This is a genomic window from Actinotalea solisilvae, assembly GCF_016464425.1.
Classification (GTDB): Bacteria; Actinomycetota; Actinomycetes; order Actinomycetales; family Cellulomonadaceae; genus Actinotalea; species Actinotalea solisilvae.
Genome location: NZ_JADDKQ010000010.1, coordinates 39,838 through 66,431, shown reverse-complemented (window position 1 = coordinate 66,431; position 26,594 = coordinate 39,838). Strand labels below are relative to the sequence as shown.

The following is a 26,594-nucleotide window of genomic DNA, read 5'->3' as shown; positions in this document are numbered from 1 at the left end:
GAGGTCCGATGTCCCACCCCCACCCCGAGCTCGGCGCACCGCCCGCCCTGCCCGACGGCGCGCTGCGCATCGTCGCCCTCGGCGGCCTCGGCGAGATCGGCCGCAACATGGCGGTGCTCGAGTACGGCGGTCGGCTGCTCGTCATCGACTGCGGCGTGCTGTTCCCCGAGGACCACCAGCCGGGCGTCGACCTCATCCTCCCGGACTTCGACTACATCGCGGACCGGCTCGCGGACATCGACGCCGTGGTGCTCACGCACGGGCACGAGGACCACATCGGAGCGGTGCCGTACCTCCTGCGCCTGCGGCCCGACATCCCGCTGGTCGGCTCGCAGCTCACGCTCGCGTTCGTCGAGGCGAAGCTCAAGGAGCACCGCATCACGCCCGTGACGCTCGCGGTCAAGGAAGGCCAGGTCGAGCAGCTCGGCGCGTTCGAGTGCGAGTTCGTCGCGGTGAACCACTCCATCCCCGACGCGCTCGCGGTCGCGGTGCGCACGGGCGCCGGCCTCGTGCTCCACACCGGCGACTTCAAGATGGACCAGCTGCCGCTCGACGGGCGGATCACCGACCTGCGCGCCTTCGCGCGGCTCGGCGAGGAGGGCGTCGACCTCTTCATGGTCGACTCGACCAACGCCGAGGTGCCGGGCTTCACGACGCACGAGCGGGACATCGGCCCGGTGCTCGACCAGGTGTTCGCGGGCGCCGAGCAGCGCGTCATCGTGGCGTCGTTCGCGTCGCACGTGCACCGCGTCCAGCAGGTGCTCGACGCGGCCCACGCGCACGGCCGCAAGGTCGCGCTCGTCGGGCGCTCGATGGTGCGCAACATGGGCATCGCGGCGGACCTGGGCTACCTCACGGTGCCGCCGGACACGCTCGTCGACGTCAAGGCGGTCGACGACCTGCCGCCGGACGAGGTCGTGCTCATGTGCACCGGGTCGCAGGGCGAGCCGATGGCGGCCCTGTCGCGCATGGCGAACCGTGACCACCGCGTCCTCGTCGGTCACGGCGACACCGTGGTGCTCGCGTCCTCGCTCATCCCGGGCAACGAGAACGCGGTCTTCCGCGTCATCAACGGGCTCATGCGGCTCGGGGCGAAGGTCGTGCACCAGGGCAACGCTCGCGTGCACGTCTCGGGCCACGCGAGCGCCGGCGAGCTCATGTACTGCTACAACGTGCTGCGACCGCGCAACGTCATGCCGGTGCACGGCGAGGTCCGCCACCTCGTCGCCAACGCGTCGATCGCGGTCCGGACCGGCGTGCCGGCGGACCGGGTGGTCCTCGCCGAGGACGGCGTGGTCGTCGACCTCGTCGACGGGCGGGCGAGCGTCGTCGGCGCCGTCCCGTGCGGGTACGTCTACGTCGACGGCTCGAGCGTCGGGACGATCACGGACGCCGAGCTCAAGGACCGGCGCATCCTCGGCGAGGAGGGCTTCATCTCGATCTTCGCGGTGGTCGACTCGGCGACCGGCAAGGTCATCGCGGGGCCGCAGATCCACGCGCGGGGCTTCGCCGAGGACGACGCGGTCTTCCAGACGATCCAGCCCGAGGTCGCCAAGGCGCTCGAGGACGCGACCTCGAGCGGCACGATCGACACGCACCAGCTCCAGCAGGTGGTGCGGCGGGTCGTCGGTCGGTGGGTGTCGGGCCGGCTGCGCCGCCGCCCCATGATCATCCCGGTGGTCGTCGAGGCGTGACGCCGTCGCTCGCCGGCCCGGGACCCGGGTCGGTGAGCGCGAGCTCGCCGGGCGCGACCGCGCCCTCGCCCGGTGCCGCGGCGTTCACGGGCGCGGGCGCCGCGTCGGCGCGCGGGCGGACCGACCTGCGCCGCACCGAGGCCGCCGCCGAGCCGCCGACGATGAGCAGCGTCGCGAGCCCGACCGTCGCGTCGAGCCGCTCGTCGAGCACGAGCGCGCCGAGCGAGACGGCGACGAGCGGGTTGAGGTAGGCCACCAGGGTCGAGCGCGGGCCGCCCACCTCCGAGATGAGGCGGAAGAACAGCAGGAACGCGACGGCCGTGCAGACGAGCCCGAGCGCCGCGAGGGAGCCGACCGCGGCGGGGCTCGGGAGGGGCTGCGGCCCCTCGAGCAGGACGACCGGCGCGTAGACGAGGGCCGCGAGGCCGAGGCACGCCGTCGTGAGGACCGTCGCGGGGACGCCCTGGAGGCTCCGCTCCGCGACGACCGGCGCGATCGCGTACCCGAGGGCGCCCAGCACGACCTCGGTCACGGGCCACGCGTGTCCCGACGCGAGGCCGGGGCCCGTGAGGACGCCGACGCCCGCGAGGCCGACGAGCAGGCCGGCCCAGCGGACGCCCGCGACGGGCGCACGGTCCCCGGCGACGCGCCCCACGACGACCGCGAGGACCGGCACCGTCGCGACGAGCAGCCCCGTCGTCGAGCTGTCGAGCGTGCGTTCGGCGTCCGAGAAGAGCATCCACGGGCCGACGACCTCGAGGGCCGCGAAGAGCGCGAGCGCGCGCCAGCGTCCCCGGAGCGCGCCGAACCCCGCACCCCGCAGGGCGAACGGGAGGAGCACCAGGGCTCCGACCGTCGTGCGGGCGAGCACGACGGTCGCGGGGGAGACCTCGGCCACGGCCACCTTGATGAGCAGGTACGGCACGCCCCAGATGACGCCGAGGAGGCCGAGCAGCAGCCAGCCGCGCCGCGTCATGCGGCCCGCCCGCCGAGCTCGACGCCCCGGAAGGCCGCGAGGCGCTCGGCCTCGGTGTCCACGGCGCGCTCGACCTTCGCGGTCCAGGGCACCCACGGCGTCACCTGCACCCGCAGGCGACGGCCCGCGGCGCGCGGGCGCCAGAGGCCGACGACCTCGCCGTCGAGCACGACGGCGCCCGGACGACCCAGCACGGGCCACAGCGCCGACCGGGCGGCCGGGTCCGGGACGACGAGCTCGCGGTCCCGGCCCTGGAGCAGCAGGTCGAACGGACCGAGCAGCCGGACCGTGCCCGAGGAGCCCGAGGAGCCTGAGGAGCCCGAGGCCTCCGCGAGCGAGGCGTCGTCCTCGGCGAGCGCCCACCGGCGCTCGCCCTCGACCTCGACCTCGACGAGCTCGTCGGCGAGGTCGGACCAGCGCCGCGCGACGTCCGCGGCGGGCGCGTCGAGGTACGCGGCGACGTCGCCGGGCCGGGCGGGGCCGAGGAGGCGCAGGTACGCCCGCACCACGTCGAGGTGGACGGGGACGTCGCGCTCCGCGGGCGGCGTGGCGACCGTCGCCGCGAACGCGTCGAGGTGGTCGGCGGGCCACGACGGCACGGGCACGAGCACGGGGGGAGAGGTCCCGGGCTCGAGCTCGAGCCCGGCGTGGAGCGCCGCGAGCCGGAACGGCATCTCGTACACGTGCGTCGCCCGGCAGGCCCCGCACCAGCGCACGTACGGCTCGTCGACGGCCGCGGTGAGCCGGCCCGACATGTCTCCCTTGACCGTCGGCCCCACGACGATCTGCCGCATCGCCCGCGCGACGACGACGATCGCCGTGGTCACGTCGATGCCCGCGGCGACGAGCGGCTTGGCGGCGTCGTGCACCCGGCGGCGCGCGTCCGCCTCGGACAGGGGCGCGGTGGCCCGCGCGACCGCCGCGAGCTCCTCGCGGCGGTAGAGGTGGGGCGCGCCGCGCACGGTCCACGCGAGCGCGAGGCCGGGCGCGGCCGTCGTCGCGTCGACGGGCGCCCCGCGGAGCGCGAGCGCCCACAGCGCGCCGTCGGGTCCCGTGTCCTGGACGCCGAGGTCGAGCACGGGCACCTGGGTGGGCCACGTGGCGCCGTCGAGGCTCCCGGGCGCCCGGTCCAGGCCCTGCGCGGTGAAGCGCCACCGCAGCACGTCCCTCCGCGTCAGCGTCCGGGCCGCCGGGCCGCGCGCACCCCTGCCGCGAGCGCCCGTCTCCCGGGTGCCGGCCCGTGCGCTCGTCGCGCTGCGTGTGCTCGTCGCAGCGGTGCTGCGCGTGCTCGTCGCCGCGTCGCTCCGTGTGCTCGTGGTCCGTGCGCTCGTGGTCCCTGTGCTTCGCATGCTCCGGTGCCCCCACCCTGTCTCGGCGCTGTCTCGGCGCTGTCTCGGCGCGCCGACGTCGCCCAGGAGCAGCGTGCCACCGCCCACCGACACGAGGCGGTGTCAGGCGGACGGCGTCCGGCCCGCGAGAGTGGCGGCCGGCCCCGCGGGGCCGAGGACCGCCGCGCCCGAGGCGCGGAGCGCGGCCACGTAGCGCCGCTCGCGCTCGGCCGGGCCGCCGGGCAGCAGGCCGGCCAGCTCGAGCGCGACGAGCCCGTGGACGTGTCCCCACAGCACGAGCGCCGCCTCCGTCGCGTCCGCGGCGGGCCGTTGCGGACGGGGGTCCCGGAGCACCCGGTCGACCGCGGCGCGCAGCACGCCGAAGGTGGCGCGGCCGGCCGGCGCCACCGCTCCGTCGTCGTCCCCGTCCTCGGTCCCGACAGCGCCCGCGGGGCCGACCGGGACTGCCGGGCCCGTCACGGGCCGGTCGAACATCACGCGGTAGAAGTGCGGGTCCGCGAGCGCGCTGCTCCGGTACGCGACGCCGAGCGTGAGCAGGTCCGCGGCCGCGTCGTCCGACGTGGCGGCCCGCGCGAGGTGGTCGGCGAACCGGCGGAACGCCTCGGCGACCACCGCCTCGAGCAGGTCGTCTCGGCTGCCGAACAGCGCGTAGACCGCCGACGGCGAGGTCCCTGCCCGGCGGGCGACGTCGCGCAGCGTGACGGCGCCCGCCCCGCCGGTCGAGATCACCTCCGAGGTGACCTCGAGCAGCCGGACGCGCAGGGCGTCGTCGTGGGTCCGGGGGCGGGGCACGCGCCGATCCTACGCACTTGACCGGCACTCAGGAACGCTGTTCTATAACAACGTTCGCATTCGACCCGAGGAGACCCGATGCTCGAGCTCAGCGCCGCCGCCGCGACCACCGCAGGGGTCGTCCTGCTCAGCGTCGTCGCCATCGAGTCCGGCGGCGCCTTCCTGGTGCGCGTGGTCACCGGGGGAGTGCCCGTCACGCCGTTCCAGACGAGCTTCTTCCGGGCCGGCCACGCCCACGCGGGCGTCCTCGTCACGCTCGGCCTCGTCTGCCTGATCCTGGGCGAGGCCACGGACCTCGCGGGCCTCTGGCGCTGGCTGGGGCAGACGGGGGTGCTCCTCGCGGCGGTCGTCATGCCCGCCGGGTTCTTCTTCTCGGCCATGGGGGTCGGACGCGAGCGGCCGAGCCGCTGGGTCGTGCTGCTGCCCGTGGGCGCCGTGCTGCTCGCGGCGGGCGTGGTGACCCTCGGGGTCGGGCTCCTGGCGCTCTGACGGGAGGTGCCCGGACGCCCGGCGACACCGGCGCCAGCCTCCCGGGCCGGGTCGGGGGCGGGAGGTACGTTGGGGATCATGGCCACCCGCACGTCCGCGCCCCGCACCACGCCCAGCCGCTCCGGCCGGGCGTCGGTGGACGGCGGCGGCGGACGCCAGGGGTCCGGCCAGGGACGCTCCGGCCGGACGCCCCCGCCCGCCCCGAGGCCGCGCTCGCTGCCGGTCCGCATGGTGCGTGGCGCGTGGATGGGCAGCGCCCACCTCGTCGGCGGGACCGCGCGCCGGATCGGCCAGGGCGCGCGCGACCTCGACCCGGCGCACCGCCGCGACGGCCTCGCCTTCGCGCTCGTCGGCCTCGCGGTCGTCGTCGCCGCGCGGGAGTGGTGGGGCCTGGCCGGCGCCGCGGGCGACGGCGTGCACGCGGTCGTGGCGGGCACGTTCGGCGTCGTCGGCGTCGCGGTCCCGGTGCTGCTGCTCGCCGCCGCCGTCCGGCTCATGCGGCACCCCGAGCGCGTCGAGGCGAACGGTCGGATGGGGATCGGCCTCGGCGCGATCCTCCTCACCGTGTGCGGCCTCGTGCACCTCGCGAACGACCTGCCGTCCCCGCGCGACGGCTTCGGGCCCGTGCGGGACGCGGGCGGCGTGATCGGCTACCTCGTCGCGACGCCCCTCGAGCACCTCGTGACGGCGTGGGTCACCGTCCCGCTCCTGCTCCTCCTCGGCTTCTTCGGGCTGCTCGTGCTCACGGCGACGCCGGTCCACCTCATCGGCACGCGGCTCCGCGCCGCGTACACCTGGCTCACGGGCGGCCACCGGCACGACGAGGACACCGACGAGGACCTCGCGCAGATGCCGACGCTCGCCGAGCAGCAGGAGGCGGCGGCGCCGAAGCGGCGTCGCCTCGGGCGCTCGCGCACGCCGCGGGCGGACCACGCCGAGACGCCCGAGATCGGCGCGTACGCGGGCGACGAGGCGTTCGAGTCCGCGGCGCTCACCGAGGCCGCACGGGTCGAGGCCGAGGCCGAGGCCGCCGCGCTCGCCCTGGGCGCGTCCGACGACGTCGCGACGACGGCCCTCCCGGTGGGCGCGGGTGTCGCAGCGAGCGCGTCGACCGAGCTCGTCGCCCCGCCGACCTCGGCCCTGCCGCGCGGCGAGCAGCCCATGCTCGAGGGCGACGTGGTCTACACGCTCCCGTCCGAGGAGATCCTCGCGCGCGGCATGCCGCACAAGGTCCGGTCGGCCGCGAACGACCGCGTCGTCGAGGCGCTCACGACCGTGCTCGAGCAGTTCGACGTCGACGCGCAGGTCAGCGGCTTCAGCCGCGGGCCCACCGTCACGCGGTACGAGCTCGAGCTGGGCCCGGGCGTCAAGGTCGAGCGGGTCACGGCGCTGAGCCGCAACATCTCCTACGCGGTCGCCAGCGCGGACGTGCGCATCCTCTCGCCCATCCCCGGCAAGTCGGCGATCGGCATCGAGATCCCCAACGCCGACCGCGAGACCGTGTCGCTCGGCGACGTGCTGCGCTCGTCCGCCGCGCGACGCAGCGAGCACCCCATGGTCATCGGCGTCGGCAAGGACGTCGAGGGCGGGTACGTCGTCGCCAACCTCGCGAAGATGCCCCACCTGCTCGTCGCCGGCGCCACCGGCGCGGGCAAGTCGTCGTTCGTCAACTCGATGATCACGTCGGTGCTCATGCGCTCGACGCCCGACGAGGTCCGGATGATCCTCGTCGACCCCAAGCGGGTCGAGCTCACCCTGTACGAGAACATCCCGCACCTCATCACGCCGATCATCACCAACCCGAAGAAGGCGGCCGAGGCGCTCGAGTGGGTGGTCCGCGAGATGGAGTCGCGCTACGACGACCTCGCGATGTTCGGCTACAAGCACATCGACGACTTCAACGCGGGCGTGCGCTCGGGCAAGGTCAAGCCTCTGCCGGGCAGCGAGCGCAAGATCGCGCCCTACCCCTACCTGCTCGTCGTCGTCGACGAGCTCGCCGACCTCATGATGGTCGCGCCGCGGGACGTCGAGGCGTCGATCCAGCGCATCACGCAGCTCGCCCGCGCGGCGGGCATCCACCTCGTCCTCGCGACGCAGCGGCCCAGCGTCGACGTCGTCACCGGGCTCATCAAGGCCAACGTGCCGTCGCGGCTCGCCTTCGCGACGTCGTCGCTCACGGACTCGCGCGTCGTGCTCGACCAGCCGGGCGCCGAGAAGCTCATCGGCCAGGGCGACGCGCTCTTCCTGCCCATGGGCGCGGCCAAGCCGATGCGCGTCCAGGGGGCCTGGGTCTCCGAGAGCGAGATCCACGCCGTCGTCGAGCACGTCAAGACCCAGCTCAAGCCCGTCTACCGCGAGGACGTCGCCGTCACCGTGGCGAAGAAGCAGGTGGACGAGGACATCGGCGACGACCTCGACCTCCTCCTGCAGGCGGCCGAGCTCGTGGTCACCACGCAGTTCGGGTCGACGTCGATGCTCCAGCGCAAGCTGCGCGTCGGCTTCGCGAAGGCCGGGCGGCTCATGGACCTGCTCGAGTCGCGCGAGGTCGTCGGGCCGTCCGAGGGGTCGAAGGCCCGCGAGGTGCTGGTCCAGCCGGACGACCTGCCCGCGACGCTCGCGCTGCTGCGCGGGGAGCCCGCGGACGAGGCCGGCGACGTCTACGACCAGACCGAGGGCGACGACGACGACGAGGACGCCTGGAGCCTCACCGACCGCGCCTGACCGCCCGCCGCGGCACCGGCCGCGGCCCCCCGGCCCCGCCCGTCAGGGGGTCGGCGCCGGCCGCATGACGACGACGGGCGCGGGGCCGGTCGGCGTCGGCGCGACGGTGCGCTCCGGGGCCTCCGCCCCGACCACCTCGACGACGCGCGCACGCCGGGTCGCGAGAGTGGCCGCGTCGAGCGTCCCCGCACCCTGGCCGGCGGCCACCGCGGCCGACGCCGGCAGCACCCGGTGCCCGCCGAAGCGGTCGACCGTCACGGCCGTCCAGTCCACGCCGACGACGCTCGCCGGCCCGTCGGCGGGCTGGCGGACGGTCGCGGTGAGCAGCAGGCCCGAGTCGGTCCGGGGGGTGCAGCAGTCGCCGTCCTGGTTGGAGACGAGGTTGCCGAGGCCGTACGCGACCCACATGCCCTCGCCGCGCGGACCGCCGGGCAGCCGGGCGATCGTCTGGGGCACGTGGGCGTGGTGCCCGATGACGAGGTCGACGACCCCCGACGCGGCGAGCTCGGCGGCGAGAGCCGTCTGCTCGGGCGTCGGCTCGGAGACGTACTCGACGCAGCAGTGGATGCTCGCGAGCACGAGGTCGGCACCCGCGGCCCGCGCGGCGCTCGCCTGGGCGACGATCGACGCCGTGTCGAGGAGCGTCACCGTCCAGGGCGCGTCGGCCGGGACCGGGACGCCGTTGGTGCCGTAGGTCGCCGCGAGGTGGGCGACGCGGACGGTCCGGCCCTCGCGCACGACGTCGTACAGCTGCGGCGCCGCGGCCTCCTCGGGCGTCCGTGCGGTGCCGACGTGGCCGAGCCCCGCGGCGTCCAGCGCCTCGAGGGTCGCCGCGACGCCCGCCACGCCGCGGTCGACGCTGTGGTTCGAGGCGGTCGAGCACCCGTCCCAGCCTCCCGCCGCGAGGGACGCGGCGATCTGCGGGGGAGCGCCGAAGAGGGGGTAACCCGAGGGCGTCGCGCCGGCCGGGTGCACGGGGACCTCGAGGTGGCACAGGGCCAGGTCGGCGCCGGCGACCCACGGCTCGACCGGTGCCAGCAGCGGCCGGAAGTCGTAGCCGTCCGGCGTGCGGGCGGACGCCATGACGGGCTCGTGCAGCAGGACGTCGCCCGCGGCGAGGACGGTGAAGGACACGTCCGGGGGCGGCGTGGGCGTCGGGCTCGGCGTGGGCGTCGGGCGGGGCGTCGGGTCCTCCGCGGCCGAGGGCGACGGCGCGGCGCCGGGGGTCCCCCCGGGGCGCTCCGCGAGCCCGGCGAGCGCGGGGACGGGCACGACGCCGGTCACGGCGAGCCCGAGGGCGAGGACCGCGGCGACGCCGAGAGCGGCCAGCACGGCCCGCGCGGGCCCGGCCGCCCGGCCGGCCGGTCGGTGGCGGCGCGGCGGGCGGTCCGGGGGCGTCACGGGCCCTCACGGTAGTGCCCGGCGCGGGCGCACGGGACCGGTTCCCGCGCGCACGTCCGGCGGCGGTCCTCGGCACGCCGACCGCGCGCCTGCCGCCGCGCGGGGGCGCCGCCCGCCGTAGGGTGAGGGCGTGGTTCGAGCGCGCGGGGGCATCAACCTGGCCAACGGGGTGACCGTCGCCAGGATCCTCCTCGCCCCCCTCGTGCTCGTCGCCCTGCTGCTGGACTCCGGCGGCGGGGGCTGGCGCTGGGTCGCGGCCGGCCTGTTCGCGCTCGCCGCGGGCACGGACCGGCTCGACGGGTGGCTCGCGCGCCGCCTCGACCAGGTGACCGACTGGGGCAAGCTCATGGACCCCATCGCGGACAAGCTGCTCATCGGCGGGGCGCTCGTGACCCTCTCCGCGCTCGGCGACCTGCCCTGGTGGGTGACCGTGGTCGTCCTCGTGCGGGAGCTGGGCATCACCGCGATGCGCATGGCCGTGCTGCGCTACGTCGTCATCCCCGCCTCGGCGGGCGGCAAGCTCAAGACGGTGCTCCAGTCCGTCGGCATCGGCCTGTTCGTGCTGCCCCTCGACCAGCTCCCCGACGCGGTGCGCGTCGTCGCCTGGGTCGTGCTCCTGGCCGCCGTCGTCGTCACCGTCGTGACCGGCGTGGACTACCTGCGGCGCGGCTGGGAGATCCGCCGGGCCGCAGCATGAGCGCCGGCGTCGACGGGTCCCCGGCGGCCGCGCTGGTCGCGCGGCTCACCGCGACGGGGGCGACGCTCGCCGTCGCCGAGTCGCTCACGGGCGGTGCCCTCGCGGCCGCCGTCGTCGACGTGCCCGGGGCGTCCCGGTGCTTCCGCGGGGGCGTCGTGGCGTACGCGACGGACCTCAAGGCGGCGCTCCTCGGCGTGGCGCCGGACCTGCTCGCCCGGGTCGGCGCCGTCCACCCGGAGGTCGCGGCGGCGATGGCCGAGGGTGTGCGCGCCCGGCTCGGGGCCACCTACGGCCTCGCGACCACCGGGGTCGCCGGCCCGGACCCGCAGGACGGGCACGCCCCGGGCACCGTCTTCGTGGCCGTCGCCGGGCCGTCCGGGACGGACGTCGCGAGCCCGCCCCCGCCGGTCCCCGGCGGGCGCGCCGCCGTGCGGTCCGGGGCGCGCGACGCGGCGCTCGCGCTGGCGCTGCGCCGCGTGGGTGACGACGACGACGGCCCGGCCTGAGGCGGGCGCCCCGCACTCGGCCGCGGCGCCCGGACGACGCCCGCGTGGCGCCCCCCGCCCCCCGCCGGGTCCCGGACGCGACGTCGTGCCTGGTCACGGACGGCCCGGAGCGCCGCCGACGGTGCACGGGGACGGCACGTCAGCGGGCCGTGACGACGCGGGGAACAGCCGGGGGTGCCCCGACGTTGAACCGGTCGTGACGACGAACCGGGCGCAGCAGGGCCACCGCCGTGAACCTGTCCGCCCCGCGGGGTACGGTAGGACCTCCTCGGCCGGGGTCCGGCCGGGCGGACGCAGCACGACACCGGTGGTGCCGGTGCCGCCACACACGGAGGGAGGTCGTCCGATGGTCGTCCTTCGACGCGAGATCGGAGACGTGCTCCGTGGTGCCCGCCAGCGCCAGGGCCGCACGCTGCGCGAGGTCAGCTCTGCCGCGCGCGTGTCCCTCGGCTACCTCAGCGAGGTCGAGCGCGGGCAGAAGGAGGCCTCCTCGGAGCTCCTCGGCTCGATCTGCGACGCGCTCGACGTGCCGCTGTCGCTCGTGCTGCGCGAGGTGAGCGACCGCGTCGCCGTCGCCGAGGGCCTGACGATCCCCGACACGGTGCCCGTCGACCTCACGTCCTGCCTCCGCGACCCGCGCAGCGGCTCGTGGTCGGCGCGGGGCGAGCTCGCTCCCGTCGGCTGAGCGCCGCAGCAGTCATCCACCGCAGCCCCGGGCCACTGGCCCGGGGCTGCGGTGCGTCTCGGCCCGGGGCGGCGGCTGCGCTGCGGCGCGGGACCCCGCGATCAGGCGCGCGGCCCGATCGCCTGGCCGCGCGGGCGCCACAGGCCCGGCTCGGGCGCACCGGGCGGCGCCGGCTGGCACGTCGGGCAGAAGAACGCGGGCCGCTCGGTCGGCGGCCTGCGCACGGTCCCGACGTCGATCGTCGTCCCGCACCGGCGGCAGGGGCGCCCGTGGCGCGCGTGCACCCAGCTGGTCAGCCCGCGGCCGGAGTCGCCCGTGCTCGTGGGGAGGTCCGCGGCGACGCTGCGCTCCATGAGCGTGCGGGCGGTCATGACGAGGGTCGCCGGGTCGGCGACCTCGTCCGCGGGCGTCCAGGGCCACGTGCGGCGCGCGTAGAGGGACTCGGACATCCAGACGGTGCCGAGCCCCGCGAGCACCGTCTGGTCGAGCAGGACCTCGCCGACCGGGGTCGCGCCGCGCTCGGCGTACCGGCGCAGCGCCTCCGGCAGGCCCGCGGTGGGGAAGTCCGGCGCCAGGACGTCGGGGCCCAGGTGCCCGACGAGCGTCCGCTCGTCGCGCGTGGGGACGACGTGCAGCATCCCGAGGCGGTCGCCGATCGCGGTCCAGCGCTCGGTCGCCAGCACGGCGCGGACGAACGCCCCCCGACCGCCCGCCCCCGCGGTCCCCGTCCGGGCGAGGCGCCAGGTGCCCTCCATCCGCAGGTGCGTGTGCAGCGTGCGGCCGTCGTCGAGGCGCATGAGCAGGTGCTTGCCGTACGAGTGCACGTCGAGGACCGTCCGGCCCACGAGGTCGACGCCCGCCGCGTCCGGCCAGCGCAGCTCCGCGCGCACGAGGGGGCCGTCGGTGAGCGCCGCCCCGAGGCGCAGCGCGGCGCGGCGGACGATGTCGCCCTCGGGCATCAGCGCCGCCCGGGGTCGAGCCGCAGCCCCCGCGGCGTCGTCCCGAAGCCCGCCTGCGCGAGGGCGGCGGCGAGCGGCGTCGCCAGGGCCGCGCGGTCGAGCAGGTCGGCGCCGTCGGCGCGCTGGAGCGTGAGGCGGCCGAGCCGGCCGTCCTGCGCGGCCCCGGCGAGCGCGCGCGCCGCGCGCGCGAGGGTGCCGGGGTCGGTCGTGAACGAGAGCAGGGTCCGGCCGCCCCGCTCGAGGTAGAGCACGAGCGCACCCTCGACGAGGACGACGACCGAGCCCGCCTTCCGCCCCGGTCGGTGCCGTCCCTCGGCGCCGTCGGCGGGCGGGGCGGGCGGTTCCGGCCACCCGAGCGCCGCCCCGTAGGGGTTGGCGGGGTCGGTCGCGGCGAGCACGACCGCGGGCGGCTCCTCGCCCTCCGCGACCGGCCGGGCGTCGTCGCGCACCTGGTCGACCGCGCCGGGGAGCGCGAACTGCGACCCGCCGAGGTGCTCGACGAAGTACCCGCGGCGCACCTGCCCCGCCTGCTCGAGCGCGGCGAGCACGCGGTACACCTGGCCGAACTGGGCGCCCGCACCCTCCGACGGCGCGACCGCGCGTGTCACGACGCCGTGCCGGTCGAGCAGCTGGGCCGCGAGGGCGTGCGCCCGCACGGTCGGGTCGGCCTCGCGGTCGGGGAGCAGCGACCAGCGCCCGGACGCCTCGGGCCGCGTCGCGCCGCCGCCGGCCGGCCGCGGGCGCGCTCCTCCGACGCGTGCGCCGCCGAGCAGGGCTCCGCCCGTGAGCGAGCGTCCGACCAGGCGCCCGCGCGGCGCGGTGCGCCGTGCGGTGTGCGTCGTGCCGCGCGAGCCGCGGCCGCCGCCCCCGAGCCGCGCGCGCAGGGGCGCGAGGCCGTCGTTGGTGACCCAGCCCGCCCAGACGAGGTCCCACAGGGCCTCGGCCACCTGCGTGGGACCCGGGGGCGGCCGGTCGTCCGCGTCGTCCTCCTGCGCGCCGGTGAGCGCAGCCACCCGGGCGGTGAGGGCGTCGAGGAAGAACGCGCCCCCGCCCGCGAGCGCGTCGAGGACGGCGTCGTGCACCGGCGAGTCCAGGGCGCCGTCGCGGGCGAGCGGCGCCGCGAGCGTGAGGTCGGCCGTCGCGGCGGGGTGCAGGCTCACGAGCCCGTCGCGCGCCGCGAGCGACGCGTGCCCGGCCCAGAGCACCTCGCCCCCCGCGGTGAGCTCGTCGAGCATGGCGGGCTGGTAGCCCGGGACGCGCGCGGGCAGCACGAGCGTCTCCCACGCCGAGGCGGGGAGCGCGACCCCCGCGAGCTGCTCGACGACGCGCGCCACCCCGTCGACGCCCCGCAGCCGCACCGCGCCCGGCCGGTCCACGACGCCCTGCCAGCGCGGCAGGAACACGCCGAGCGCCTGCTGCGGCACCGGCTCCACCTCGGCCCGCAGCGCCGCGAGCGACCGGCGGCGGAGCGTGCGCAGCACCTCGGTGTCGCAGTAGTCCTCGCCGGTGCCGCCCAGCACGTCCGGGCGCAGGCGCCCGCACACGAGGACGCCCTGGGACTCGAGCCGCCGCAGCACGTCGCCGACGACGGCCGTGCCGAGCCCCAGCCACTCCGCGACCTGCGCGGTCGTGAAGGGGCCGTGCGTGCGGGCCCAGCGGCGCACGAGGTCGCCGAGCGGGTCGGGGACGATCTCGGTGAACGCCTCGGGGATCCCCACGGGCAGCGCGGCGCCGAGGGCGTCCCGCAGGCGCCCCGCGTCCTCGACCGCCGACCAGTGCTCGGTGCCCTCGGCACCCAGGCGGACCGTGATGAGCCGCCGCCGCGACGCGAGCTCCGCGAGCCATCCCGGGACCTCGTCCGCGTGCTCCTCGCGCGTGCGCGCCAGCACCCCCGCCAGGGTCAGCGGCCCGTGCCGGCGGACGACGTCGGCGACGCCCTCGAGGTCCTTCGCCCGGCGGCTCTCGGCCGTGCCCATGAGCTCGGCCTCGGTGGCCTGGACCGCGTCGGGGTCGAGGAGGTCCGCGAGCTGGGAGGCCCCGCCCTGGCCGAGGAGCTCGGCGAGCAGCGTCGGGTCGAGCGTGAGCGCCGCGGCGCGGCGCTCGGCCAGCGGCGCGTCGCCGTCGTACAGGAACTGCGCCGTGTAGCCGAAGAGCAGGGACTGGGCGAAGGGCGACGGCGTCGGCGTCGTGACCTCGACGACGCGCACCCGGCGCGCGGCCACGGCCTGCATGAGGTCCGTCAGCGCGGCGACGTCGAAGTCGTCCTGCAGGCACTCGCGCGCCGCCTCGAGCAGGATCGGGAAGTCGGGGTAGCGCGCGGCGACGGAGAGCAGCTGGGCCGAGCGCTGGCGCTGCTGCCACAGCGGCTGGCGCTTGTCCGGGCGCCGGCGCGGCAGGAGCAGCGCCCGCGCCGCCGCCTCGCGGAACCGCGCGCCGAACAACGCCGAGCCGCCGAGCTCGCTGCGGACCGCCTCGGGCACCTCGTCGGGCTCGATGAGCAGGTCGGCGAGGTCCACGCCGGGCGTGTCCGGCTCGGTCCAGCGGGCCTCGGCCGCGTCCCACGTCCCCGTGCCCGAGGCGACCATGTCCGGCAGCCGCAGCACGATGCCGTCGTCGGAGTGCATCGCGGCCGCGTCCAGGCCGTAGCGCTCACGCAGGCGCGCACCGACGACGAGCGCCCACGGGGCGTGCACGGTCGCCCCGTACGGCGAGTGGATGACGATGCGCCAGTCGCCGATCTCGTCGCGGAAGCGCTCGACCACGATCGTCCGGTCGTCGGGCAGGACGCCCGCCGCCTCCCGCTGCTCCTCGAGGTAGCCGAGCAGGTTGTCCGCGGCCCACGCGTCCAGTCCCGTCGCGGCGACCCGCCGGGCGGCCTCGTCGCGGGGCAGCGCGGCGGTCTCGCGCACCCACGCGCCGAGCGCCTGGCCCAGCTCGGCGGGCCGGCCGGGCTGGTCGCCCTTCCAGAAGGGGAGGCGGCCCGGGACGCCGGGGGCGGGGCTGACGAGCACGCGGTCCGGCGTGATCTCCTCGATCCGCCAGGTGCTCGACCCGAGCGTGAAGGTGTCGCCGACACGCGACTCGTAGACCATCTCCTCGTCGAGCTCGCCGACGCGCTTGCCGCCCCGCAGGCGGGAGCCGCCCGCGGCCTCGTCGGCCGGGACGTCGCCGCCGCTGCCCGCCAGGAAGACGCCGAAGAGGCCGCGGTCGGGGATGGTGCCGCCGCTCGTCGCGGCGAGCCGGAGGGCGCCCGGCCGGCCCGTGAGCACGCCCGTCGTCCGGTCCCAGACGATGCGCGGGCGCAGCTCGGCGAACTCCTCGCTGGGGTAGCGCCCCGCGAGCATGTCGAGCACGGCGTGCAGGCTCGCCTCGCCCAGCTCGGCGAACGGCGCGGACCGGCGCACGACGCGCGCGAGGTCGTCGACCGTCCACTCCTCGACCGCGAGCATCGCCACCACCTGCTGCGCGAGCACGTCGAGCGGGTTCGCGGGGACGTCGAGGCGCTCGATGCGGCCCTCGCGCATCCGCTGCGCGATGACGGCGGCCGGCACGAGGTCCCCCCGGTAGGTCGGGAAGACGACGCCGCGCGAGACCGCGCCCACCTGGTGGCCCGCGCGCCCGACCCGCTGGAGCCCCGAGGCGACCGACGGCGGCGAGCCCACCTGCACGACGAGGTCCACCGCGCCCATGTCGATGCCGAGCTCGAGCGACGAGGTCGCGACGACGGCGGGCAGCCGGCCCTCCTTGAGCTCCGACTCGGTCCGCGTCCGCTCGGCGCGGCTCATCGAGCCGTGGTGGGCGCGCGCGAGGATCGTGGCCGCGTCGGACGTGTCGACCCCCGCCGACGCGCCGGACTGCGCCTGCACCTGTGCCGGGTGCAGCGTCCCCGGGTCCGGCACGTCCTCGCCGAGCCGCTGGGCCCACACCTCGTTCATCCGCGCGGTGAGCCGTTCGGCCCCCCGGCGCGAGTTGGTGAACACGAGCGTCGAGCGGTGGGCCGCGACGAGGTCGACCACCCGCTCCTCGACGTGCGGCCAGATGGAGGGCCGCGACGGCGCCCCCGCGGCGCTGCCCGAGAGGTCCGGACCGTCGTCGCGCGGACCGCCTCCGCGTCCGCCCGGTCCGCCGGCCCCGTGCTGCCCGCGCGCACCGCGCGGGCCGCTCCCGGCGGCGTCGGGCAGGCCGGGCGTGCCCACCGCCGTGCCGAGCTGCGTGAGGTCCGGGACCGGGACGACGACCCGGACGTCGACGACCTTGGTCGACGGCGGCTGGACGACCGCGACGCGGCGTCCGCCCTCGGCGGGCGTGCGGGCACCGCCGAGGAAGCCGGCGACGGCGGCGACCGGGCTCACGGTGGCCGAGAGCCCCACGCGCTGGGCGGGCCGCGGGCTGCCGTCCTCGGTGCCGGCGTCGAGGAGCGCGTCGAGGCGCTCGAGGCTCACGGCGAGGTGCGCCCCGCGCTTCGTCCCCGCGACCGCGTGGATCTCGTCGACGATGACCGTCCGCACCCCCGCGAGCCCGCTGCGCGCGGCCGACGTGAGGATGAGGAAGAGGGACTCGGGCGTCGTGATGAGCACGTCCGGCGGGCGGGTCGCGAACGCGCGACGCTCGTTCGGCGGCGTGTCGCCCGTGCGGATCCCGACCGTCACGTCCGGCACCTCGAGGCCGAGCCGCGTCGCGGCCTGGCGGATGCCCACGAGCGGGGACCGCAGGTTGCGCTCGACGTCGGACGCGAGGGCCTTGAGCGGCGAGACGTACAGGACGCGGCACCGCTGCAGCGGGTCCGCGGGCGGCGGCTCGGTCATGAGCCGGTCGAGCGCCCAGAGGAACGCCGCGAGGGTCTTGCCCGAGCCGGTCGGGGCGACGACGAGGGCGTGCTCGCCGCCCCCGACCGCGTCCCACGCGCCGGCCTGCGCGGCCGTCGGCGCGTCGAACGCGCCGGTGAACCACGACCTCGTGGCCTCCGAGAAGCGCGCGAGGCTCGCCGCGGGCGCGCGCGAGCCGGTCGCCTCGTCCTCCCGCACGCCCGCGCTCACCGGCACATTGTGTCCCGGGGCGCCGACACCGTCCTGCGCGCGGTCCGCACACGTCGGGCGCCGACGGGCGGCCGTCGGTCGCGCCGCCTGGGGCGTGGCACCCTGGTCGCGTGCGCTACAGCGAGTTCTGGGACCTCGTCGACGACGTCTTCGGCCCGCGCATGGGCCGGACGCTCACGCAGGACCAGGTGCTCGGCGCGCTCGGCGACCGCACGAGCGTCCAGGCGCTCGACGACGGCGAGGACCCGCGCACGGTCTGGCGCGCGCTCTGCGACGCGATGGAGGTGCCCCCGGCCGAGCGCTGGGGCAGCGTCCACCGCGCGCCGCGTCCACGCTGACCCCGCCCTGCTGTCCCCATTCCCGACGTCCGGGAATGACCGCGACCGTGTCGGACGGGAGGGGTAGCGTCGCGCCGTGGCTCACGAGACCTCGCGCGCGCGCACCGCGACCGACACCCCGGGCGTGACCGACCCGGCCGGGGCCCCCGGACCGGCGGACCCGACGGAGCCGACCGGCTCGCTCATCACCGCGCGTGGCCTCGTCAAGCGCTTCGGCGACTTCACGGCGGTCGACGGCATCGACGTCGACGTGCGTCCCGGTGAGGCCTTCGGCTTCCTCGGGCCCAACGGGGCGGGCAAGTCGTCGACCATGAAGATGATCGGCTGCGTCTCGCCGCCCACCTCGGGCAGCCTGCGCGTCATGGGCCTCGACCCCGCGACGCAGGGTCCGCGGATCCGCGCGCAGCTCGGCGTCGTGCCGCAGCGCGACACGCTCGACGAGGAGCTCACCGTCGAGGAGAACATCTGGGTCTACGGCCGCTACTTCGGCCTCTCGCGCGCCGAGGTCCGCCGTCGCGCGACCGAGCTGCTCGAGTTCGCGCAGCTCTCCGAGCGGTCCGGGTCGGTCGTCGAGCCGCTCTCGGGGGGCATGAAGCGCCGTCTGACGATCGCGCGCGCCCTGGTCAACAGCCCGCGGATCCTGCTCCTCGACGAGCCGACGACGGGCCTCGACCCGCAGGCACGGCACGTCCTGTGGGACCGGCTCTTCCGCCTCAAGCGCGAGGGCGTGACCCTCGTGCTCACGACGCACTACATGGACGAGGCCGAGCAGCTGTGCGACCGGCTCGTGGTCATGGACCACGGGCGCATCGTGGCCGAGGGCTCCCCGCGCGCGCTCATCGAGGAGCACTCGACGCGCGAGGTGCTCGAGCTGCGCTTCGACAGCGACGACCACCGTGAGCACGTCGGCGCCGTCGAGGGCGTGGCCGAGCGCGTCGAGGTCCTGCCGGACCGGCTCCTGCTGTACACCGACGACGGCGAGCGCGCCCAGTCCGAGCTCGGGCGTCGCGGTGTCGAGCCCCTGTCGGCGCTCGTGCGGCGCTCGACCCTCGAGGACGTCTTCCTGCACCTCACCGGCCGGACGCTGGTGGACTGATGGCGGTCCACGCACCCGCGCGCGCCGAGGCGGCCCGGGGGACGGGCGGCTGGCGCGCCGTCACCGGGCACTGGCTCGCGCAGTACCGGCGCGTCTGGGTCGGCTCGGCGATCTCGAGCTTCCTCACGCCGCTGCTCTACCTCGCGGGCATGGGCTTCGGGCTGGGCGCCCTCGTCGACCGTGCGTCGGGCGGCATCGACGGGACGCCCTACGTGCTGTTCGTCGCACCCGGCGTGCTCGCCGCGACGGCGATGCAGGTCGCCGCGGGCGAGACGACGTTCTCGGTCATCGGCGCGATCAAGTGGCAGCGGTTCTACGAGGGCATGCTCGCGACCCCGCTGGGCGTGCGCGACGTCGTCCGGGGTCACCTCGCCTACGTGCTCGTCCGGCTCGTCGTCGCGTGCGGGGTGTTCCTCCTGGTCGCGGCGCTGCTCGGCCTCGTCCGCTCGCCGTGGGGCCTGCTGTCCCTCCCCGTCGCCGTGCTGGGCGGGATGGGCTTCGCCGCGTGCTGCTACGCCTACTCGGCCGGGCTCACCAGCGACCAGGGCGTCGTCCTCCTGTTCCGCTTCGTCGTCATGCCGATGCAGCTGTTCGCCGGCACGTTCTTCCCCGTCGAGCAGCTGCCCGGGTGGCTGCAGCCCCTCGCCTGGGTCACGCCGCTGTGGCACGCGGTCGAGGCCTGCCGCGACCTCGTCCTGGGCACCGTGACGCCCGGGCCCCTCCTGGGCCACGTCGCCTACCTCGTCCTGTGGCTCGTGGTCGGTATGTGGGCGTCGGAGCGCGTCCTGCGGCGACGGATGGTGATCTAGTGGCGACCGGCACGGCGCAGGACCAGCGGCGCGGTGCACCCGCGGGCGGATGGGCGCACGCGGTCGCGCGCGCCCTGCCGCTGCCCGCGGGCGCGGGCATGGCGAGGATGCTCGTCGAGCGCAACTACCGGTCCTTCCGCCGCACGTGGTCGGTCATCGTCTCGGGCTTCTTCGAGCCCGTCTTCTTCCTGTTCTCCATGGGCGTGGGCATCGGCGCGCTCGTGGGGGACGTCGATGCGGGTGGCGGCCGCACGGTCCCCTACGCGGTGTTCGTCGCGCCGGCGCTGCTCGCCGCGTCGGCGATGAACGGCGCCGTCTTCGACTCGACGACGAACGTGTTCTTCAAGCTCAAGTACGCCAGGCTGTACGACTCCGTCCTCTCGACGCCGCTCGGGCCGCGGGACGTCGCCGTCGGCGAGATCTCGTGGGCCCTGCTCCGGGGCCTGGTGTACTCGGGCGCCTTCCTCGTCGTCGCCGCGCTCGCGGGCACGGTGACGTCCTGGACCGCGCTGCTCGCCGTCCCCGCGGCCACGCTCATCGGCTGGGCGTTCGCCTCGATCGGGATGGCGACCACGACGTACATGCGGTCGTGGGCGGACTTCGACTTCGTCCAGCTCGCGATCCTGCCGATGTTCCTGTTCTCGGCGACCTTCTACCCGCTCGCGACCTACCCGCCCGCGCTGCAGTGGGTCGTCCAGGCGACCCCGCTGTACCACGGGGTCGCCATGGTCCGGGACCTCATGCTCGGTCAGGTCGACGCGGGGATCCTCGTGCACGTGGCGTACCTCGCGGTCATGGGCGCGATCGGCACGGCCTGGACCGCGCGGCGCATCGAGCGGCTCCTGCTGCGCTGAGCGGCGGGCGCGCATCGGCACGCATCGGCATACGTCGGCGCGCGCCGTCCGCCCGGTCGGGGAGTGGCGTCGGCGTGTCGCGGCGGGGTGCGCGACGTCGAACACCTGTTCGGCTAGGCTGTCCACACGGTGCTGCGGCAGGGTCCGCGTCCCCAGGCCCGACGGGCCCTCGACGGGGATGTCGGAGGTCGGGCGTAGCGTCACCACGACACCACATCGAGCACGACGACGCCCTCCCCGGAGGGCTCACCAGCAGAGCCAGACGGGCAGCCCGGAGCCGGGCGGCCCACGACCACCGAGGTGACACATGCCCGCTCCCGCAGACCGTACCAAGGCCCTCGAGGCCGCACTCGGCCAGATCGACCGTCAGTTCGGCAAGGGCTCGATCATGCGCCTCGGCGACGAGGGCCGCGCACCCGTCGAGGTCATCCCGACCGGGTCCATCGCGCTCGACATCGCGCTCGGCATCGGCGGTCTCCCGCGTGGCCGCGTCGTCGAGATCTACGGCCCGGAGTCCTCCGGCAAGACGACGGTCGCGCTGCACGCGGTCGCCAACGCGCAGAAGGCCGGCGGCATCGCGGCGTTCATCGACGCCGAGCACGCGCTCGACCCCGACTACGCCAAGAAGCTCGGCGTCGACACGGACGCGCTCCTCGTCTCGCAGCCGGACACGGGCGAGCAGGCGCTCGAGATCATGGACATGCTCATCCGGTCCGGCGCGATCGACATCGTCGTCATCGACTCGGTCGCGGCGCTCGTGCCCAAGGCCGAGATCGAGGGCGAGATGGGCGACAGCCACGTCGGCCTCCAGGCCCGCCTCATGTCGCAGGCGCTGCGCAAGATCACCGGCGCGCTGAGCGCGTCGGGCACGACGGCGATCTTCATCAACCAGCTCCGCGAGAAGATCGGCGTCTTCTTCGGCTCGCCCGAGACGACGACGGGTGGCAAGGCGCTGAAGTTCTACGCGTCCGTCCGCATGGACATCCGCCGCATCGAGACCCTCAAGGAGGGCACGGACGCGGTCGGCAACCGGACCCGCGTCAAGGTCGTCAAGAACAAGATGGCGCCGCCCTTCAAGCAGGCGGAGTTCGACATCCTCTACGGCGTCGGCATCTCGCGCGAGGGCGGGCTCATCGACCTCGGCGTCGAGCACGGCTTCATCCGGAAGTCGGGCGCCTGGTACACGTACGAGGGCGACCAGCTCGGCCAGGGCAAGGAGAACGCGCGGGGCTTCCTGCGCGACAACCCCGACCTCGCGGACGAGATCGAGAAGAAGATCAAGGAGAAGCTGGGGGTGGGCGCACGCGTCGACGCCCCCGCCGACCCTGCCGCCGGCGTCGACTTCTGAGGACGGTCGACCGCTGAGGGCGGCCGACCCCGGGGGCCGTTCCCGAGGACCGCTGACGTGCGCGCTGCGGCCGCCGGTGCGACGAGAGAGGTGATCGCGTGACCTTCTCGTCCCGCCGGCGGCCGCGGCCGTCCCCGGAGCCCGAGGACCTGCCCCCCGGCAGCGCGGCGTCGGTGGACCCCGAGCCGGACCCGGAGTCGGTCGCGCGCGCGATCCTGCTGCGCCAGCTCGCGGCTGCCCCCCGCAGCCGGCACCAGCTCGAGGAGGCGCTGGCACGTCGCGGGGTCGACGAGGCCCTCGCCGCCCGCCTGCTCGACCGCTTCACCGAGGTCGGGCTCGTCGACGACGCCGAGTACGCGCAGATGCTCGTCCGGTCGCAGCAGGCGTCGCGGAGCCTCGCGCGGCGGGCGCTCGCCCAGGAGCTGCGGCGCAAGGGCATCGCGGACGAGCACGCGCAGGAGGCGCTCGCGCAGGTCGACGACGAGACCGAGGAGCAGGCGGCGCGCGAGCTGCTGCGGCGGCGCTGGCGCTCCGGGCCCGGGGTGGACCCGCAGGCCCAGGCACGCCGCGCGATGGCGATGCTCGGACGCAAGGGCTACTCCTCCGGCCTGTCGTCCCGGCTGGTGCGCGAGATGGTGGACGATAGGGGCCGCGGCCTCGACGACCTCGAGGCGGAGGTCGACTGAGCGGCCGGGCGGAGGTGTCCCACCGGACCGCCCGGCACGGAAGAGGTGCACATGGGTGAGGCGGCGATCGTGATCGTCCTGCTCCTGGCCTGCCTCGTCGCTCTCGTCCTCGTCCTGCTCGCCCGTCGCGAGGCCGACGTCGTGCGGCGTCGCGCGACCGAGGACGTCGCGAGCATCCGGACCGAGGCGTCCGCGCTGCTCGCGGACGCGCAGCGACGCGAGGAGCGTGTCGTCGAGCTCGAGAAGGACGTCGCGGGCGAGCGGCGGGACGCGCGGGCGGCGCTCGAGCAGGCGCGTGCCCGTGCCGCCGAGGCGGAGGCCGACAGGGCCGAGGCGGCGCGAGTGCGGCGCGAGGCCGAGGCGGAGGTCGCCTCGGCCCTCGAGGCGATGAGCGGGCTGTCGTCCGAGGAGGCGCGCGCCGAGCAGGTGCGGCTGGCGACCGAGCTCGCCACCCACGACGCCGCCGCGGCGGTCCGACGGATCGAGGCGCGGGCCCGCAAGGTCGCCGAGGAGCGTGCTCGCCGCGTGGTCGCGACCGCGGTCCAGCGCGTCGCGGGACCGACGAGCGCCCAGAGCGTCGTCACCGTCGTCAAGCTGCCCGCGGAGGAGATGAAGGGCCGGGTGATCGGCAAGGAGGGGCGGAACATCCGCAGCTTCGAGGCCCTCACGGGCGTCAACGTCATCGTCGACGACACGGCCGACTCCGTCACCCTGTCGAGCTTCGACGCGGAGCGCCGTGAGGTCGCGGCCGCGACCCTCGAGGCGCTGCTCGCGGACGGTCGGATCCACCCCCAGCGCATCGAGATCGCGTACGCCGAGGCGCTCGCCGGGGCGGACGACCGCGCCGACGCCGCCGGGCACGACGCCGCCGAGCAGGCGGGCGTGCGCGGTCTGCACCCCGAGCTGGTGCGGACCCTCGGGCGTCTGCGCCTGCGCACCAGCTACGGCCAGAACGTCCTCGCGCACCTCGTCGAGAGCGCGCAGATCGCGGGGCTCATGGCGGCCGAGATCGGCGCCGACGAGCACGTCGCCCGGCGGGCCGCGCTGCTGCACGACCTCGGCAAGGCGCTCACCGCCGAGCTGGGCGGCACCCACGCGCTCGTCGGTGCCGACCTCGCGCGCCGACTCGGCGAGTCACCCGTGGTGGTCAACGCGATCGCGGCCCACCACGACGAGGTGCCGCTCGAGTCGGTCGAGGCGGTGCTCGTGCAGGCGGCCGACGCGTGCTCGGCGGCGCGCCCCGGAGCGCGGCGCGAGGAGCTCGACCAGTACATCGAGCGCATGGACAGCCTCGAGCGGCTGGTCGTCGCGCACGACGGCGTGCGGCGGGCGGTCGCGATGGCTGCGGGTCGCGAGGTCCGCGTCGTCGTCGAGCCCGACGTCGTCGACGACCGTGCCCTGCCCGGCCTCGCGACCGACATCGCCCGGCAGATCGAGAAGGACCTGTCCTACCCGGGCGAGATCACGGTCACCGTCGTCCGGGAGCTCCGCGCCAGCGCGACCGCCGGCTGACGCGGCGGCCCGTCCCGACGCCGGCGGTGCCTCAGGCCGGGCCCGCGGATCCGGTGCCCGCGATCGACTGGGTGCTCAGCACGTCGACCTGCGCGGGTGCGGCCGACGTCCGCGTCGTACGGCGCTGGATCCACCGCGCGAGCCACGACAGCGCCAGGTTCACCGCGAGGTAGATGCCGGCGCCCACGACGAAGAGCGCGACGTAGTAGTCGTTGCCGAAGAACTGCCCGTTGTTCTGGATGGACTTGAGCAGCTCGGGGTAGCCCACGATGAAGCCGAGCGAGGAGTCCTTGAGCAGCACGACGAGCTGCGCGATGAGGCTCGGCAGCATCGTCCGCACGGCCTGGGGGAGCAGCACCGACAGCAGTGTCTGCCGCCGCGTGAGACCCACCGCGTAGGCCGCCTCGGCCTGGCCCTTGGGGAGCGCCGCCAGCCCTGCACGGAGGATCTCGGCGATGATCGCCATGTTGTAGACGGTGAGCCCGAAGACGACGGCGCCGAACGAGTCCCAGCCGAACCCGATGAGCCCGAAGAACATCATGAGCAGCACGGGGAGCCCGCGGAACAGCTCGATGACCACGACGGCGGGCACCCGCAGGACGGCGTGGCGGGCGGTGCGCAGCAGCGCCAGCAGCAGCCCGAGGACGAGGGCGAGGGGCGCCGCGACCGCAGCGGCGCGCAGGGTCGCGCCGAGGCCGCGGACGATCATCGAGTCCCACACGTCGGCCGCGGACTGGTTCTTGGGCGGGTCGTACAGGACGTCCCATCGCTCGGCACCGAAGACGCCGCGGCCCGAGGCGTACCACGCCGCGAGCGCGACGAGCCCGAGCAGGACCGCGCCGCCGACCACGGAGCCCCAGAGCTCGCGGCGACGGGCGAGAGGGCCGGGGGAGTCGTACAGGACGGCACTCATCGCGAGAACGCCACCTTCCGCTCGACGGCGCCGGCGATGAGGCCGAGCGGGATGGTGATGAGGAGGTAGAAGAGCGCGACGCCCGCGAGGACCCAGAGCCCGTCGGCGGCGTTGGCGGTGCCGAGGCGCCGGCCCTGGGCCATGAGCTCGACGACCGCGAACCCGGCGGCGACGGAGGTGTTCTTCGCCAGGGCGATGAAGACGTTGATGAGCGGCGGGATGACGCTCCGCACCGCCTGGGGCAGGACGACCTGCGTGAGCGTCTGGCCGAACGTCAGGCCGATCGCGCGCGCGGCCTCCGCCTGGCCGATGCCGACGCTGTTGATGCCCGACCGGACCGCCTCCGCGACGAACGCGGCGGTGTAGGCGGAGAGGCAGATCACGGCGGTCCAGAAGCCCAGCGGCGAGATGATCCCGAACTGGGGGGCCACGAAGACGAGCCCGAAGAAGACGAGGGTCAGCGGAGTGTTCCGGAGGACCTCGACGTAGACGGCCGCGAAGGCGCGCAGGGGGCGCAGCGGCGAGACGCGCAGCGCGGCGAGGACGAGCCCCGCCAGCAGCGCGAGGGCGCCGGAGTACACCGTCAGCCGCAGGGTCGTGGCGAACCCCTGCAGGTACGTCGGCAGGTTGTCGACGATCACGTCCACGCGGACGTCTCCTCGCGATCGGGCGGCGACGCCGGACCGCCGCACCCGCCGCGCGAGGGCGGGGGTACGGCGGCCGGACGACGCCGGTGGTCAGCCGGTCCGTACGGACCGGGGCGTGGTCAGGACTGCTCGCTCAGTAGCGGTCGACGGCCGGGGGCTCGGGCGTCGGCAGCACGCTGCCGGCGGTGGACTCCCACGCCTCGGTCCAGCGGCCGTCCTCGTACGCGGCCTCGAGCACGTCGTTGATCCACATGCGGAAGTCGGTGTCGTCCTTGGCGAGACCGATGCCGTACGGCTCCTGCGTGAAGGGCTCGCCCCGCACCTCGAGGTCGTCGTTGTCCGCCGCGAAGCCCGCGAGGATGACGTTGTCCGTGCTCACGGCGTCGACCTGGCCGTTGCGCAGCGGGTCGATGCACTCGGCGTAGGTGCCGAAGGGCACGACCTCGGCCTCGGGGTAGTTCTCGAGGAGGTTCTTCTCGGGCGTCGAGCCCGAGACGGTGCAGACCTTCTTGCCCGCGAGGTCCTCGGGGCCCTGGATGTCCTCGTTCTCGGTGAGCGTGAGGATCGACTGGCCGGCCTCGTAGTAGGGGCCCGCGAAGGAGATCCGCTGCTTGCGGTCGTCGTTGATCGTGTAGGTCGCGACGACGATGTCGACCTGGTCGCTCTCGATGAAGGACTCGCGGTTGGCCGAGATGGTCTCGACCCACTCGATCCCGTCCTCCGGGATGCCCAGCTCGTCGGCGATGATCTTGGCGATCTCGACGTCGAAGCCCTGCGGCACGCCGTCGGGCCCGACGAGGCCGAACAGCGGCTGGTCGAACTTGGTGCCGACCGTGATCGAGCCCGCCTCGGCGAGCTCCGCCATCGTGGAGCCCTCCGGGAACTCGGCCATCTCCTCGGCGGGCTCCTCCTCGGTGCCGGCCGCGGTGTCCTCGGCCTCGGGCTCCTCGGCGTCGCCGGCACAGGCGGTGAGCGCGAGCGTCATCGCGGCGAGCACCGCGACGGCTCCTCTCCGTGAGCGCATGGTGTCGTCCCTTCTGTCGTGCCCCGGGGTGCTGGGGCGTGAACGTGCTGGTCGGTCGTGCG

The 26,594-nt window shown here is 75.8% G+C and carries 22 protein-coding genes; 13 read left to right on the top strand and 9 right to left on the bottom strand.

Going from position 1 to position 26,594, the window contains the following annotated elements; translation table 11 throughout:
• Positions 1–8 precede the first annotated feature (8 nt).
• Positions 9–1,694 carry a ribonuclease J gene (locus JIG38_RS10655; protein WP_199423792.1) on the top strand — a complete coding sequence of 562 codons (1,686 nt, stop codon included), beginning with the start codon at positions 9–11 and terminating at the stop codon, positions 1,692–1,694.
• Here JIG38_RS10655 and JIG38_RS10650 read toward each other — a convergent pair.
• The 3 genes from JIG38_RS10650 to JIG38_RS10640 form a co-directional block, all read right to left on the bottom strand.
• On the bottom strand, positions 1,669–2,670 hold the full coding sequence (locus JIG38_RS10650) for a DMT family transporter (protein ID WP_199423791.1): 1,002 nt from the start codon (positions 2,668–2,670) through the stop codon (positions 1,669–1,671). The two genes, JIG38_RS10655 and JIG38_RS10650, sit on opposite strands and share 26 nt — an antisense overlap.
• Entirely contained in the window at positions 2,667–3,833 is a 1,167-nt protein-coding gene (locus JIG38_RS10645; RefSeq protein WP_307844805.1) for a DNA glycosylase AlkZ-like family protein, read from the bottom strand. Before JIG38_RS10645 ends, JIG38_RS10650 begins: the two co-directional genes overlap by 4 nt.
• Positions 3,834–4,121: 288 nt before the next feature.
• Entirely contained in the window at positions 4,122–4,811 is a 690-nt protein-coding gene (locus tag JIG38_RS10640; RefSeq protein ID WP_199423789.1) for a TetR/AcrR family transcriptional regulator, read from the bottom strand.
• Between the two features lie 78 nt (positions 4,812–4,889).
• Between JIG38_RS10640 and JIG38_RS10635 the strand changes: the two genes are divergently transcribed.
• Entirely contained in the window at positions 4,890–5,300 is a 411-nt protein-coding gene (locus JIG38_RS10635; RefSeq protein WP_199423788.1) for a hypothetical protein, read from the top strand.
• Positions 5,301–5,378: 78 nt separating this feature from the next.
• Positions 5,379–8,021, top strand: a complete 2,643-nt coding sequence (locus JIG38_RS10630) for an FtsK/SpoIIIE family DNA translocase (protein WP_199423787.1) — start codon at positions 5,379–5,381, stop codon at positions 8,019–8,021.
• Between the two features lie 42 nt (positions 8,022–8,063).
• On the opposite strand, the gene JIG38_RS10625 is transcribed toward JIG38_RS10630, so the two are convergent.
• A complete protein-coding gene (locus JIG38_RS10625; RefSeq protein ID WP_307844803.1) occupies positions 8,064–9,422 on the bottom strand; it encodes a CapA family protein in 1,359 nt (452 codons plus the stop codon).
• Positions 9,423–9,552: 130 nt separating this feature from the next.
• On the opposite strand from JIG38_RS10625, the gene pgsA reads away from it, so the two are divergent.
• The 3 genes from pgsA to JIG38_RS10610 all read left to right on the top strand — a co-directional run bounded on the left by pgsA (position 9,553) and on the right by JIG38_RS10610 (position 11,310).
• Positions 9,553–10,119 carry a CDP-diacylglycerol--glycerol-3-phosphate 3-phosphatidyltransferase gene (pgsA, locus tag JIG38_RS10620; RefSeq protein WP_199423786.1) on the top strand — a complete coding sequence of 189 codons (567 nt, stop codon included), beginning with the start codon at positions 9,553–9,555 and terminating at the stop codon, positions 10,117–10,119.
• Positions 10,116–10,625: a CinA family protein gene (locus JIG38_RS10615; protein ID WP_199423785.1), complete on the top strand. Its 510-nt coding sequence runs from the start codon at positions 10,116–10,118 to the stop codon at positions 10,623–10,625. The genes pgsA and JIG38_RS10615 overlap by 4 nt, the downstream gene beginning before the upstream one ends.
• Positions 10,626–10,971: 346 nt before the next feature.
• Positions 10,972–11,310 (top strand): helix-turn-helix domain-containing protein, encoded by a 339-nt coding sequence (locus JIG38_RS10610; protein WP_199423784.1) that lies wholly within the window; start codon positions 10,972–10,974, stop codon positions 11,308–11,310.
• Positions 11,311–11,411: 101 nt separating this feature from the next.
• Here the strand turns inward: JIG38_RS10610 and JIG38_RS10605 are convergent, their stop codons facing one another.
• Together JIG38_RS10605 and JIG38_RS10600 are read right to left on the bottom strand one after the other, a co-directional pair.
• Positions 11,412–12,269 carry a DNA-formamidopyrimidine glycosylase family protein gene (locus tag JIG38_RS10605; RefSeq protein WP_199423783.1) on the bottom strand — a complete coding sequence of 286 codons (858 nt, stop codon included), beginning with the start codon at positions 12,267–12,269 and terminating at the stop codon, positions 11,412–11,414.
• Positions 12,269–17,305 (bottom strand): Lhr family ATP-dependent helicase, encoded by a 5,037-nt coding sequence (locus JIG38_RS10600; RefSeq protein ID WP_307844802.1) that lies wholly within the window; start codon positions 17,303–17,305, stop codon positions 12,269–12,271. Before JIG38_RS10600 ends, JIG38_RS10605 begins: the two co-directional genes overlap by 1 nt.
• A 110-nt stretch (positions 17,306–17,415) precedes the next feature.
• Between JIG38_RS10600 and JIG38_RS10595 the strand changes: the two genes are divergently transcribed.
• The 7 genes from JIG38_RS10595 (at position 17,416) to rny (ending at position 23,948) form a co-directional block, all read left to right on the top strand.
• Positions 17,416–17,643 carry a DUF3046 domain-containing protein gene (locus JIG38_RS10595; RefSeq protein ID WP_199423782.1) on the top strand — a complete coding sequence of 76 codons (228 nt, stop codon included), beginning with the start codon at positions 17,416–17,418 and terminating at the stop codon, positions 17,641–17,643.
• A 124-nt stretch (positions 17,644–17,767) separates the two neighbouring features.
• A complete protein-coding gene (locus JIG38_RS10590; RefSeq protein WP_199423969.1) occupies positions 17,768–18,739 on the top strand; it encodes an ABC transporter ATP-binding protein in 972 nt (323 codons plus the stop codon).
• Complete coding sequence (locus tag JIG38_RS10585) at positions 18,739–19,548, top strand: ABC transporter permease (protein WP_199423781.1); 810 nt, start codon at positions 18,739–18,741, stop codon at positions 19,546–19,548. Before JIG38_RS10590 ends, JIG38_RS10585 begins: the two co-directional genes overlap by 1 nt.
• Positions 19,548–20,402 carry an ABC transporter permease gene (locus JIG38_RS10580; RefSeq protein ID WP_307844800.1) on the top strand — a complete coding sequence of 285 codons (855 nt, stop codon included), beginning with the start codon at positions 19,548–19,550 and terminating at the stop codon, positions 20,400–20,402. The genes JIG38_RS10585 and JIG38_RS10580 overlap by 1 nt, the downstream gene beginning before the upstream one ends.
• Before the next feature lie 307 nt (positions 20,403–20,709).
• Positions 20,710–21,750 carry a recombinase RecA gene (gene recA, locus JIG38_RS10575; protein WP_199423780.1) on the top strand — a complete coding sequence of 347 codons (1,041 nt, stop codon included), beginning with the start codon at positions 20,710–20,712 and terminating at the stop codon, positions 21,748–21,750.
• Positions 21,751–21,848: 98 nt separating this feature from the next.
• On the top strand, positions 21,849–22,436 hold the full coding sequence (locus JIG38_RS10570; RefSeq protein ID WP_307844799.1) for a regulatory protein RecX: 588 nt from the start codon (positions 21,849–21,851) through the stop codon (positions 22,434–22,436).
• Positions 22,437–22,487: 51 nt separating this feature from the next.
• The gene (gene rny / locus JIG38_RS10565) at positions 22,488–23,948 is read left to right on the top strand and encodes a ribonuclease Y (protein ID WP_199423779.1); all 1,461 of its coding nucleotides are present in this window, start codon (positions 22,488–22,490) and stop codon (positions 23,946–23,948) included.
• A gap of 31 nt (positions 23,949–23,979) precedes the next feature.
• Here the strand turns inward: rny and JIG38_RS10560 are convergent, their stop codons facing one another.
• The 3 genes from JIG38_RS10560 to JIG38_RS10550 all read right to left on the bottom strand — a co-directional run bounded on the left by JIG38_RS10560 (position 23,980) and on the right by JIG38_RS10550 (position 26,532).
• Positions 23,980–24,861, bottom strand: coding sequence for an amino acid ABC transporter permease (locus tag JIG38_RS10560; RefSeq protein ID WP_199423778.1), 882 nt, complete (start codon positions 24,859–24,861; stop codon positions 23,980–23,982).
• Positions 24,858–25,508: an amino acid ABC transporter permease gene (locus JIG38_RS10555; protein WP_199423777.1), complete on the bottom strand. Its 651-nt coding sequence runs from the start codon at positions 25,506–25,508 to the stop codon at positions 24,858–24,860. The genes JIG38_RS10560 and JIG38_RS10555 overlap by 4 nt, the downstream gene beginning before the upstream one ends.
• A gap of 133 nt (positions 25,509–25,641) precedes the next feature.
• Complete coding sequence (locus tag JIG38_RS10550) at positions 25,642–26,532, bottom strand: glutamate ABC transporter substrate-binding protein (RefSeq protein WP_199423776.1); 891 nt, start codon at positions 26,530–26,532, stop codon at positions 25,642–25,644.
• Between the last annotated feature and the right edge of the window lie 62 nt (positions 26,533–26,594).